Annotated in this window: 14 protein-coding genes; 12 read left to right on the forward strand and 2 right to left on the reverse strand. The window is 61.4% G+C overall.

Features of this window, described 5'->3' with window-relative positions:
* Positions 1-164: 164 nt before the first annotated feature.
* Together Tal182_RS23000 and Tal182_RS23005 are read right to left on the reverse strand one after the other, a co-directional pair.
* Positions 165-488, reverse strand: a complete 324-nt coding sequence (locus Tal182_RS23000) for a type II toxin-antitoxin system RelE/ParE family toxin (RefSeq protein WP_085861133.1) — start codon at positions 486-488, stop codon at positions 165-167.
* A complete protein-coding gene (locus Tal182_RS23005) occupies positions 488-769 on the reverse strand; it encodes a type II toxin-antitoxin system Phd/YefM family antitoxin (protein ID WP_004676161.1) in 282 nt (93 codons plus the stop codon). Before Tal182_RS23005 ends, Tal182_RS23000 begins: the two co-directional genes overlap by 1 nt.
* Positions 770-987: 218 nt before the next feature.
* On the opposite strand from Tal182_RS23005, the gene Tal182_RS23010 reads away from it, so the two are divergent.
* The 12 genes from Tal182_RS23010 (at position 988) to Tal182_RS32385 (ending at position 11,771) form a co-directional block, all read left to right on the forward strand.
* The gene (locus Tal182_RS23010; protein WP_085861134.1) at positions 988-1,980 is read left to right on the forward strand and encodes an LLM class flavin-dependent oxidoreductase; all 993 of its coding nucleotides are present in this window, start codon (positions 988-990) and stop codon (positions 1,978-1,980) included.
* 23 nt (positions 1,981-2,003) lie between these two features.
* Positions 2,004-3,353, forward strand: a complete 1,350-nt coding sequence (locus Tal182_RS23015; RefSeq protein ID WP_085861135.1) for an LLM class flavin-dependent oxidoreductase — start codon at positions 2,004-2,006, stop codon at positions 3,351-3,353.
* An 18-nt stretch (positions 3,354-3,371) separates the two neighbouring features.
* Complete coding sequence (locus Tal182_RS23020) at positions 3,372-4,571, forward strand: M20 aminoacylase family protein (RefSeq protein ID WP_085861136.1); 1,200 nt, start codon at positions 3,372-3,374, stop codon at positions 4,569-4,571.
* Positions 4,568-5,131, forward strand: coding sequence for a GNAT family N-acetyltransferase (locus Tal182_RS23025; RefSeq protein ID WP_085861137.1), 564 nt, complete (start codon positions 4,568-4,570; stop codon positions 5,129-5,131). The genes Tal182_RS23020 and Tal182_RS23025 overlap by 4 nt, the downstream gene beginning before the upstream one ends.
* A gap of 36 nt (positions 5,132-5,167) precedes the next feature.
* On the forward strand, positions 5,168-6,943 hold the full coding sequence (locus tag Tal182_RS33120; RefSeq protein WP_085861138.1) for an amino acid ABC transporter permease/ATP-binding protein: 1,776 nt from the start codon (positions 5,168-5,170) through the stop codon (positions 6,941-6,943).
* Positions 6,944-7,035: 92 nt separating this feature from the next.
* Positions 7,036-7,980, forward strand: a complete 945-nt coding sequence (locus Tal182_RS23035; protein ID WP_085861331.1) for an ABC transporter substrate-binding protein — start codon at positions 7,036-7,038, stop codon at positions 7,978-7,980.
* Positions 7,981-8,051: 71 nt separating this feature from the next.
* On the forward strand, positions 8,052-8,990 hold the full coding sequence (locus Tal182_RS23040; protein ID WP_085861139.1) for an ABC transporter substrate-binding protein: 939 nt from the start codon (positions 8,052-8,054) through the stop codon (positions 8,988-8,990).
* A gap of 16 nt (positions 8,991-9,006) precedes the next feature.
* A complete protein-coding gene (locus Tal182_RS23045; protein ID WP_085861140.1) occupies positions 9,007-10,041 on the forward strand; it encodes an LLM class flavin-dependent oxidoreductase in 1,035 nt (344 codons plus the stop codon).
* Positions 10,042-10,105: 64 nt separating this feature from the next.
* Positions 10,106-10,702 (forward strand): DsbA family protein, encoded by a 597-nt coding sequence (locus Tal182_RS23050; RefSeq protein WP_085861141.1) that lies wholly within the window; start codon positions 10,106-10,108, stop codon positions 10,700-10,702.
* 108 nt (positions 10,703-10,810) lie between these two features.
* Positions 10,811-11,371 (forward strand): FMN reductase, encoded by a 561-nt coding sequence (gene msuE / locus Tal182_RS23055; RefSeq protein ID WP_085861142.1) that lies wholly within the window; start codon positions 10,811-10,813, stop codon positions 11,369-11,371.
* Positions 11,372-11,405: 34 nt separating this feature from the next.
* Complete coding sequence (locus Tal182_RS23060; RefSeq protein ID WP_085861143.1) at positions 11,406-11,594, forward strand: hypothetical protein; 189 nt, start codon at positions 11,406-11,408, stop codon at positions 11,592-11,594.
* A 12-nt stretch (positions 11,595-11,606) separates the two neighbouring features.
* Complete coding sequence (locus Tal182_RS32385; protein WP_164517818.1) at positions 11,607-11,771, forward strand: hypothetical protein; 165 nt, start codon at positions 11,607-11,609, stop codon at positions 11,769-11,771.
* The last annotated feature ends 12 nt before the right edge of the window (positions 11,772-11,783 follow it).

Raw genomic sequence — 11,783 nt, forward strand, 5'->3', positions numbered from 1 at the left:
GTTTTCGGCGCTCGTCCGGGTCATCCATGCTCGGATGATCGCCGGCGACGATGCCGAATGTTACAGCATGTCGCGCAAAAGTGTGCAGCGGTTTTGCGGCAACGACATGCGTAAAAACAAAGAGCTAAAGCGTAGGGAGCGAATCTGAAAGATCGCGACGCGCTTTAGCGGATCAGCCTTCGTTCCAGGAAGGCCTGCATGTCGCGACGGCCGTCCGCCACGCAGTAGACGACGACGTCGGTGCCGATGATACGGTAGATCATGCGCCAGGGCTTATGGTGCAGTTCGCGGTATTCGGAGATACCGATGCTGGCCAGTTCTTTTGGAACGTTTCCGCGGGCCGGGAATTCTTCGAGATCGGCGCAGGCGCTTTCGATTTCCGTCAGGATGCGCTCTGCCGTCTCGGCGCCGTCGCGGGCGGCAATGAAACGATAGAGATCCTCGACGTCGCGTTCCGCGTCCTCGGCAAGAAGAACACGATAGCGCATCAGGACTGGTCGTCGGCCAGACGTTTGCGGATGCGCGCGAAGGATTCCGATGCAGGACGCAGCTTGCCTTCCTCGACCTGTCGATTGGTGAGCGCCAGCACCTTCAGCAGCGCCAGCGTTTCCTGCGTTTCTTCATATTGGCCGACATCCTGAAGGATCGCCTTTGCCTCGCCGTGAAGGGTAATGACGACGGGCTGCGGATTGTCCTTCAGCGTCCGGATGATCTCGGGCGCGTGTGCCTTGAGATAGCTGATCGGCTTGACCTGTTCTGACAGCTTCATGCGGCTACTCCATGTTGACCAGAATATAGATCATTAAATGGTCGATTGAAAGATCCATGCGCATGCGCGCCCGCATTCCCGGCATCTGAATTTCCGTCGCAGCTGCGGCTGCTTTTTTCCTCTCATTGTCCGCGAAAGAGAATGTCATTTCTTATCATGATATTTGTCTACTGATTTTATAGATTAAATATTGCAACCACTGAGCGGATCGTGGCGCCATGACCTACCTCCTCAGCCTTCTCGACAAAAGCCCGATCGAACAGGGCCTCTCCGCCGCCGACGCGTTGCGGGCGACGGTAAAGATTGCCGCCCGGGCCGAGGAACTCGGTTATCACCGTTTCTGGGTCGCCGAACATCATAACATGTCCAACCTGGCGAGTTCCGCGCCGGAGGCGCTGATAGCCTATCTTCTCGCCAAGACATCGAGGATCCGGGTCGGCTCCGGCGGCGTCATGCTGCAGCACTACAGCGCCTACAAGGTTGCCGAGACCTTCAATCTCCTGGCATCGCTTGCGCCGGGCCGCGTCGACCTCGGCGTCGGCAAGGCGCCGGGCGGCTTTCCGCTGTCGACGCGCGCCTTGCAACTTGCCGTCGATCCGGTGAGGAAGCCGGATTTTGCGAGCCAGCTTTCCGATCTCAACACCTATCTCGCGGCCGATCCTAATTACGACGGTGCCCAGGCGACTCCTTTCCCGCCGACGGCTCCGGAGCGTTTCTTGCTCGGCGCCAGCGTCGAGAGCGCCGAACTGGCGGCCGAGAAGGGGTGGGAGCTCGTCTTCGCCGGCCATCTGAATGGCGATCCCGACAATCTGAGCAAGACCTTCGAAGCCTATGAACGGGCCTCGGGCGGCAAGCGTCCCAGCCTGGCACTCGCGGCCTTCGCCGCCGAAAGCGAGGAGTATGCCCGTGAGCGTGTCGGTAAGCTTAGGATCGTCAAGGTGTTCCTGCCGAACGGTCAGACCGTCAACGTCGGCAGCGAAGAGCAGGCAGCCGAATTTGCCCGGCAGGCCGGCGTCACCGATTACCGCATCGAGGAGAAGGTGCCGAGCGTGCTGCACGGCACTGCAAAGCAGATCCGCAAGGAATTGGACGAGCTCCACCGCCGCCACGGCGTCAAGGAATTCGTGCTCGACACGCCGGCGCTTTCAACCGCCGACCGCCTTGCCTCCATCGAGCTGCTCGCCGCCGAGCGCCTTTCCCTCGTCGCCTGACCTTTCCAAGGAGGATCGATCCCATGGCTCAGAAACACGTCACATTCGGCATCATGCTGCAAGGTCCCGGCGGCCATATGAATGCCTGGAAACATCCGAGCGGACCGGCCGATGCCAGCGTCAATTTCGATTTCTTCGTGACGACGGCGCGCAAGGCGGAGGCGGCCGGCATCGCTTTCGCCTTTGTCGCGGACGGGCTTTATATCAACGAGCAGTCGATCCCGCATTTCCTCAACCGGTTCGAGCCGATCGCCATTCTCTCGGCGCTGGCGGCTTCAACCTCGAAGATCGGCCTCGTCGGCACGGTCTCGACTTCCTACAGCGATCCTTTCACCATTGCCCGCCAGTTTGCCACGATCGATCTCATCAGCGGCGGCAGGGCAGGGTGGAATGCGGTGACCTCGCCGCTCGAGGGTTCGGGGCGAAATTACAGCCGTGAACATCCCGAGCACGAGCTGCGCTACGAGATCGCCGAGGATTATATCGACGCAATCAAGGGTCTCTGGGATTCCTGGGACGATGACGCTTTCGTGCGCAATCGCGAGACCGGCGTTTTTGTCGACAAAGCGAAGATGCATCGCCTCAACCATAAAGGCCGCTTCTTCCGTATCGAGGGACCGCTCAATATCGGCCGATCGAAGCAGGGTCAGCCCGTCGTCTTCCAGGCGGGGGCTTCGGACTCTGGAATCAGGCTTGCCGGCAAGCATGCCGATGCCGTCTTCACCAATGGCGGACCGCTCGAAGAGGCTCGAGGCTTCTACCGTCAGCTCAAGGATAGCGTCATCGCTCAGGGACGCGCCGCAGCGGAAGTCGGCATCTATCCCGGCATCGGTCCGATCGTCGGCAAGACAGCCGAGGAAGCGGAAGCCAAGTACCAGGCGATCCGCAATCTCGTCACGATCGAGGAGGCGTTGCTCTATCTCGGCCGCTTCTTCGATCATCACGATTTCAGCGTCTACCCGCTCGATGAGCCGTTCCCCGAGCTCGGTGATATCGGCAGGAACAATTTTCGCGCCACCACCGACCGCATCAAGAGGACGGCGCGCGAGAAGGGACTGACGCTCCGCCAGGTGGCGCTCGATTCCGCGACGCCGCGCACCGCCTTCATCGGGACGGCGGAGCATATTGCCGACGAGATCATCCGCTGGGTGGATAATGGCGCCGCCGATGGCTTCATTCTCGGCTTCCCCGTCATCGCCGAAGGCTTCGCCGACTTCGCCGAACACGTTCTGCCGATCCTCACCGCGCGCGGCTATTTCGATCCGATTCTCAAGGGCGAGACGCTGCGCGATCATCTGGGCCTGCCCTTCCGGGAAAGCCGCTATGCGGCCGGCGCTGATCAGGTCGATCAGGGGAGGGCTGTCGGCGCCTGAGGCGCCGAGCGAACCGCCATGGACACTATCGCTCAGAACACCCGCAGCAACGATCCGATCGAGAAGGGCATCGCTACCTATCTGGACGAGATGATCACGCTTCGCCACGATCTGCACCAATATCCGGAGCTGGCCTTCCAGGAGCTCAGAACCAGCAAGCTTGTGGTGGCCCGCCTTTCCTCCTGGGGCTATGAGGTGGCGACCGGCATTGCCGGCACCGGCATCGTCGCCACCCTCAGACGCGGCGAAGGCCGGAAACGGATCGGTATCCGCGCCGACATAGACGCGCTGCCGATCGAGGAGGCGAGCGACCTTGCCTATGCCAGCAGCAATCCCGGCGTCATGCATGCCTGCGGCCATGACGGGCATACCGCGATCCTGCTTGCCGCCGCCCGCTATCTCGCCGAAAGCGGCAATTTCAGCGGCACGCTCAGGCTGATCTTCCAGCCCGCCGAGGAAATCGGCGCCGGCGCGCGCAAGATGATCTCGGAAGGACTGTTCGAACGTTTCCCAGTCGATGCGGTCTTCGGACTGCACAACTGGCCGGGGGTGCCGGCGGGCCAGTTCGGCTTCGTCACCGGTCCGGCCATGGCTTCGGTCGACCAGGCGATCGTCAGGATCATCGGAAAAGGCGGCCACGGCGCCGAGCCGCACCGCGTCGTCGATCCGGTGCTGGCTTCGGCTTCCTTCATCACTGCATTGCAGAGCGTCGTCTCCCGCAACGTCGATCCGCAGGATATGGCGGTCGCCACCGTCGGCTCGATCCATGCCGGCTCCGCCTCGAATGTCATCCCCGAGAGCGTGGAGATGAAACTGACCATGCGGGCCTTCAGCGAAGAAGTTCGCCGGCTGCTGCAGGAGCGCATTCCAGCCCTTGCCCGCGCCCAGGCCGAAAGCTTCGGCGCCGAGGCGGACGTGAACTACCGGCTCGGTTTTCCGGCGCTGGTCAACCACGCCAAGGAAACGGCCTTTGCCCGCGATGTCGCTTACGACGCGCTCGGTCTCGCGGCGATCGAGAAGGACTTCCGTCCACGAACCGCAAGCGAGGATTTCGCCTTCATGCTGCAGGCCAATCCCGGCAGCTACCTCTTCGTCGGAAACGGCGACAGCGCGCCTCTCCACAGCGCCCATTACGATTTCAACGACGCGATCATCGCGCCCGCCGCCCGCTACTGGGTCCGGCTCGCCGAAACCTTCCTCACTGACGACAACGGGTGACGAACGACATGAGCGACACGTTTCTCTATACGACCCCTCTCGATCCCCGCGCCAAGCCGTTGATTGACGAGCTGATTCACGAATATGACAGCCGCTACGGCACCTATTTCAATGCCGAAGGCGCTGCAGCCGAATTGAACCGCTATCCCCCCGAAGCCTTCGCGCCGCCTCACGGCAATTTTCTGCTGCTGATCCGCAATGGCGAAACCATCGGCGGCGGCGCTTTCAAGCATTACGACGATCGCACGGCCGAGTTCAAACGCATCTGGACACGCTCGGACCTGCGCCGCCAGGGCCTTGCCCGCAAGGTGCTGGTGGAGCTTGAAGCTCAGGCGGCCCGCCAAGGTTATACGAGGATCTATCTGACGACCGGTTTCCGGCAGCCCGAGGCCGTCGGCCTGTATCTGAACTACGGCTACACCGCTCTTTTCGACACGTCAGCCGATCCCGAGATTTACAAGAGCCTGCCCTTCGACAAGGACATCACCCATCTCGTTCCGCCGGTCTTCGGAACCGAGCCGGCCGGACCGCGCTTGCGCGTGGCCGGCGCAAATCTCTGAAAGCGACACGACGATAATCATAAAAGGGAAGCAAGAATGGCACTGACGACGGATTTCGCGGGCATTGAGCCCGGCAGCAGGACGGCAGAACCGAAGCAGGACTATTCCCGCTACCGCATCGTGCCGGCGCGCCATCCCGAGCGGCTGGCAGGCACGATATTCGCGGCCGTCGTCATCGTCGCCGTGCTCTATTCTACCTTCACCAATCCGCGCTGGGGTTGGGGTGTTTTTGCCGAATGGTTCTTCGCCGAGCCGGTGCTCGTCGGCCTCGGCCGGACACTGCTGCTGACCGCGCTTGCCGCCATATCGGGTTCCATCCTCGGAACAGCCCTGGCGCTCGCCCGCGTCTCCAGGTCGCCGCTGCTATCGGGCCTTTCCTGGGGCTATATCTGGCTGCTGCGCTCGATCCCCATGATCGTGCTGCTGTTGATATTGAACAATCTCGGCTATCTCTACGAAACGATCAGGATCGGCGTCCCGTTCACCGACACGGTCTTGTTCGATTATCCCACCGTGCAGTTGCTGACGCCCTTCGCCGCTGCCTATCTCGGCCTCACGCTCAACCAATCGGCCTTCTTCGCCGAGATCGTCCGCGGCGGCATTCTTTCCGTCGATCATGGACAGCTGGAGGCGGCCGCCGCGCTCGGTCTGCCGCGCCGTCGCCAGGCCTTCCGTATCGTGCTGCCGCAGGCGATGCGCTCGATCCTGCCGACCGGTTTCAACGAGCTCATCGGATTGGCGAAAAGCACGTCTGTCGTCTATGTGCTGGCGCTGCCGGAACTATTCTACACCGTCCAAGTGATCTACCGCCGTAATCTCGAAGTCATTCCGCTGCTGATGGTCGCGACCGTCTGGTATCTGATCATTATGACCGTGCTGTCGGTCGCCCAGCACTATATCGAGCGCTACTTCTCCAAGGGCGCCGTGCGCAATCCGACACCGCTGCCTTTTCAAGCATTTTTCGGACGCTTCCGCCGGCCACTGCCGGTTCTCGATGGCGCGACCGACAAAGTGCGCAAGCAGGGTTTCCATGATGCGACGTCTCTGCGGGCAGGCGGTGCGGTGCGCCTCCACGGCATCTCGAAAAGCTTCGGCTCGCTGAAGGTGCTCGATGATGTCGAGCTCAACCTGCCGGCCGGCAGCGTGACCGCCATTCTTGGCCCCTCCGGTTCGGGGAAGTCGACGCTGCTGCGGTCAATCAATCACCTGGAGCGTGTCGACGACGGCTTCATCTCCGTCGACGGCGAGTTTGTTGGCTACAGCAGGAAGGGCAATACACTCTACGAGCTTAAGGAAAACGAGATCCTCAAACGCCGCGCCGATATCGGTATGGTCTTCCAGAGCTTCAATCTCTTTCCGCATCTGACCGTGCTCGAAAACTTGATCGAGGCGCCGATCGAGGTTCGCGGCGTCGGCCGCCAGGAAGCCGTGCAGCTGGCGCAGGAACTGCTGGCACGCGTCGGTCTCAGCGACAAGATCAATGCCTATCCGCGTCAGCTCTCCGGCGGCCAGCAGCAGCGTGTCGCGATCGCCCGGGCGCTGGCGCTCCGCCCCAAGGTGCTGCTCTTCGATGAGCCGACCTCCGCACTCGATCCGGAACTCGTCGGCGAGGTGCTCGACGTCATCAAGGAGCTCGCCCGCACGGGAACGACGCTCGTGATCGTCACCCATGAAATCGGTTTTGCCCGCGAAGTCGCCGACACCGTCGTCTTCATGGAAAGCGGCCGCATTCTCGAGGCCGGTCCGCCGGCACGGATTTTCACGCAAGCAGAGCACCCGCGAACACGCGAATTCCTCGCCAAGGTTCTCTAGCGCCTGACAGCGCTGGCGAAATGCCGGGCCGCGACGGGCTGCTCCGGTCAAATGACAATAACCACAACTTTAAGATGAAATGGAGAATGGGCATGGCATTTACAGATAGAGTAAGGCTTCTGATAGCGGGAGCCGTCGCCATTAGTGCAATCGGTTTCGGTTCCGCTCAGGCGCAGCAGAAGTTCGATCTCAGCCCCGAACAGCCGAACCGGCTGCGGGTGGAAAAGAACGAGACGTGCATCGCTCAAATCAAGGACTTCAAGTTCGTCGAGAACGGTGTTTTCACCGTCGGCATCAGTTCCAGCGGCAATCTGCCGCTGCACGACTATGCCTCCGATTCCAAGACGGTCATCGGTTATGACGTCGATCTGGCGCAGGCGATCGCCGACAGTCTGGGCCTGAAGCTCAACCTCGTTTCCGTTGCCTGGGCCGACTGGCCGCTGGGGCTCACCTCCGGCAAGTTCGATGCGGTGATCTCGAACGTGACTGTCACGGAAGAGCGCAAGGAAAAGTTCGATTTCTCGACCTACCGCAAGGATGAGCTCGGTTTCTACGTCAGGGCCGACAACCCGATCAGGTCGATCAAGGAGCCAAAGGATATTGCCGGCCTGAAGGTCATCACCGATGCCGGCACCAATCAGGAGAAGATCCTGCTGGAATGGGACCGGCGGAATGTTGCGGCCGGCCTCAAGCCGATCGAGGTGCAGTATTACGACGACGATGCGGTGAAGGACCTCGCCGTGCAGTCCGGCAGGGCCGATGCGGTCTTCAGCGTCAACGCCACCCAGGCCTATGCGGCGGGCATCAACGGCAAGACCAAACTCGTCGGCACCGTCAGCGGCGGCTGGCCGATCACGGCCGAGATCGCCGTCACCACCCGCAAGGGCAGTGGTCTGGCGGCGCCCGTCACCAATGTCGTCAACGACCTGATTGCCAGCGGCGCCTACAAGAAGATCCTCGACGCCTGGAATCTCGGTCCCGAGGCGATCGACAAGGCCCAGACCAACCCGCCCGGCTTGCCGAAGAGCGGTTCGTAATGTTTACGGGACGGACGGCCGTTTGAGCCGGCCCGTCCCTGCCTTTCACTGCAAACGGAGACATATCGAACGTGGGGAGTTTTCTTGATATCCGCAGCTTTTTCTTCGCGGCGCTGACGGCAGCCTTGACTAGCCTCAGTGCAGCTCATGCGGCCGATGATTTCGACCTGAGCCCGCAGCAGCCGGGCAGGCTTTATGCAGCCAGGAACCATGCGGCGATCGCCGCAATCCCCAAGGAATTCAAGTTCGTCACACCGGGCAAGTTCACCATCGGCGTCAGCCCCGGCGGCCCGCCGCTTTCCACTTTCGCCACCGATGCAAAGACCGTGGTCGGCGCCGATCCCGACTATGCCTATGCGATCGCCGACAGCCTCGGCCTGACGCTGGAGATCGTGCCGGTCGCCTGGATCGACTGGCCGCTCGGGCTCACATCGGGCAAATATGATGCCGTCATCTCCAATGTCGGCGTGACCGAGCAGCGCAAGGAGAAGTTCGATTTCTCCACCTATCGCCAGGGTCTGCACGGTATTTTCGTGAAAGCTGATAGCCCGATCACCTCGATCAAGGAGCCGAAGGATGCGGCGGGCCTCAGAATCATCGTCGGCGCCGGCACCAACCAGGAGCGCATCCTGGTCAAGTGGAGCGAAGAGGATGTTGCCGCGGGCCTGAAGCCGATCGAGCTGCAATATTACGACGACGAGGCGGCAAGCCTTCTCGCGCTGCGTTCCGGTCGGGCCGATGTCATCGTCCAGCCGCACGCGCAGCTCGTCTTCATCGCGGCGCGTGACAAGAACATCAAGCGGGTGGGCACGCTGAGCGCCGGCTGGCCGGATCGATCGGACGTCGCCATCGCCACCCGCAAGGGAAGCGGGCTCGCCGATGCGCTGACTATCGCCACCAATGGCCTGATCAAGGATGGCACCTATGCGAGGATTCTCGCTCACTGGCATCTTTCCGAGGAAGCTCTCCCGGCATCCGAGACCAATCCGCCCGGCCTGCCGAAATATTGATTGCGGGAAGCAGGTCATGAGCGGCGGCAATATATCCATCAGCCATATCGGCTTCCTCACGGCCGGCAACTATTCCGATGATGATCCCTTGTCGGGATTGGAGCAGACGCTCCAGCAACTGCACTATGGCGAGGCGCTTGGCTTCGACAGCGCCTGGGTCCGCCAGCGTCACCTGGAGCCGGGGATCTCGTCCGCCAGCGCCTTTCTGGCGGCGGCCACCCAGCGCACCAGCCGGATCGAGCTCGGAACGGCGGTCATTCCGATCGGGTATGAAAGCCCGTATCGGCTGGCCGAAGACCTTGCGATGGTCGATGTACTCTCGCGCGGGCGGCTGAATATCGGCGTCAGCGCCGGCCGGCCGCTGCATGCCGAGCTGATCGGCCCGCTCGCCTTCGACGGCGACTGGACGCGTTACGATTTCTCGCATGATCGCGTGCTGCGCTTTGCCGACAATCTGCGCGGTGCCTATCTCGGCGACGACGCGACCTTCATCAAGACGCCATTCGGCCCGCAGCGGCCGCGCCTGCAGCCCTATGCCAAAGGTCTGATCGACCGGATCTGGTATGGCGGCGGATCGCAGCGCTCGGCCGGCTGGGCCGACCGCAACGGCTTCAACCTGTTGACCGGGAATGTGATAACGGGGGAGGGGACCGACGATTTCTTCGTCGCCCAATCCACGCTCATTAAAACCTATCGCGACTCTGGAACGCAGCGCCGTGTCGCGCTCGGTCGCGTCATCGTGCCGTTCGACAGCGCCGATGCGGCAACGCGCCGGCGCTACCGCGATTATGCCGACGGCCGGCATCAGCGGACGCTTTCGCCGCAGGGCGAGCGGCGCACCTTGTTCGCCCGCGATATCGTCGGCACATCGGAGGAAATATTGGAGCGGCTTTTCGCCGATCCGATCCTGCCCGAGGTCAGCGAGTTGCGGCTGGAGCTCCCTTACGAGTTCGAGCACGAGGAATATCGCCAGATCCTCCACGACTTCGCCACCAGAATCGCCCCGGAGCTCGGATGGAAAGCGCAGCCGGGAATTCGGGCCGCTTCCTGATTGGCCGTCGGCAGACAACGTCCCATTCGCCATCAAACAATCATCTCAGCAGGAGCATTCGTCAGTGACCAAATCGGTGGAATATTTCTTTTCGATCGGCTCGCCCTGGTCCCACATCGGCTTCGACGCCTTTACCGAACTGGCGGCGAAGAACGACGTCGTCGTCACGCCCTATCTGACGACGGTGGTCGAGGAGAATGGCGGCGTCTTCTCGCGCAACCGCCCGGAGATCCGCCGCGCTTATTGGACGCGCGACCTCAAACGCTGGGCGCGCGTGCGTGGCAAGGAATTGCGGCTAGAGCATCGGCCGGAGCTCAGCGATCCGACCCCGGCATCCCTCTTCGTGATCGCCGCCTATCTCGACGGGCAGGATTGGATTGGCGTTAGCAGGGCCCTGCAGCATGCTTTCTGGAGCGAGGCGAGGGATATCGGCAAGGCTGATGTGCGCGAGGCGATCGTGACAGCAGCCGGTTTCGATGGCGCAGCACTTCTCCGGCGGCAAGCCGATGACGACGTCCAGAACAAATGGTCGGCAGACCGCGTGCACGCGCGCGACAGCGGCGTCTTCGGTTTTCCCAGCTATGTCTATGATGGCGAGCTCTATTGGGGCCAGGACAATCTGCCCTTCCTCGAACGCCACCTCCGCGGCGACAAACCGTAAACTTCAAGACGAATGTTTTTTCAATGGAGCCGCAAAGGAGAGACGCACATTCCTTTAATCCAGTAATTTTATAGACAATATTTGAAGCAACCACAGAGAGGAAAAACCATGTCAGGTTTCAAACTCGTCGGCATTGCCGGCAGCTTCAACCGCCCATCGAAGACACTGGCTCTTGTCCGGCATGTCGCCGAACGCGCCAGCATCAGATACGGCTTTTCGAGCAAAACCTATGATCTGCACGATCTAGGTCCGTCGCTGGGTCGCGCCTTGTGGCGCAAGGACCTCGACGAGCAGGCCAGGCGTGTCGTCGACGAGATCGTAAGGGCCGATGTGCTGATTATCGGTTCGCCGACTTACAAGGGCTCCTACCCCGGCCTTTTCAAGCACCTCATCGATCTGATCGATCCACAGGAGCTTCGCGCGAAGCCGATCATCATTACGGCAACCGGCGGCGGCGACCGGCATGCCTTGATGGTCGAGCATCAGCTTCGGCCGCTGTTCGGTTTCTTCATGGCCCATACGCTGCCGACGGCCGTCTATGCGTCCGACCGTGATTTTGCGGATTACGCGGTCTCTTCCCATGCGCTTTCGAACCGCATCGGTGAAGTGGTCGGCGAATTGTCAGCCTTCTTTCCAGAGGCAAGACCGGCAGTAGCGGCGGCCGAATAAGGCGCTCAACGAACTTCGTTCTCAGGAGGCAGCGATGGATGATGCAGGCCCGCCGGGATCAAGCGAGCAAATCTGGAGCGTCTTTGAATTTGCTCGCCGATATCGGCTGGCCAAGCGCGAGGAAAACCGCCTGCTGATGCTGTACGGGCCGACTGCATCGCTGCGCGATCTTCTAGCAAATGCGCAACGTCATTCGTTGATTTCCCAACCGACCAGTTCCTGACAGGAGGTTCGCATGAAGCTTGATTTCAATTTCTGGCTGAAGTTTGCGATCGCCCGCTTTCGGCGCCAGCTGCGAAAGCCTGCAAACGCAGCGGTCACCCGCGACGAGGAGCAGGAACGGTCGGCGCGCGAATACGAACTTCACTATTGGGGCGCGATGCCGGGACTTTGGTATTGAGGAGGGCGGCGG

It is taken from the genome of Rhizobium sp. TAL182 (assembly GCF_002117725.1).
GTDB classification, from domain to species: Bacteria; Pseudomonadota; Alphaproteobacteria; order Rhizobiales; family Rhizobiaceae; genus Rhizobium; species Rhizobium esperanzae.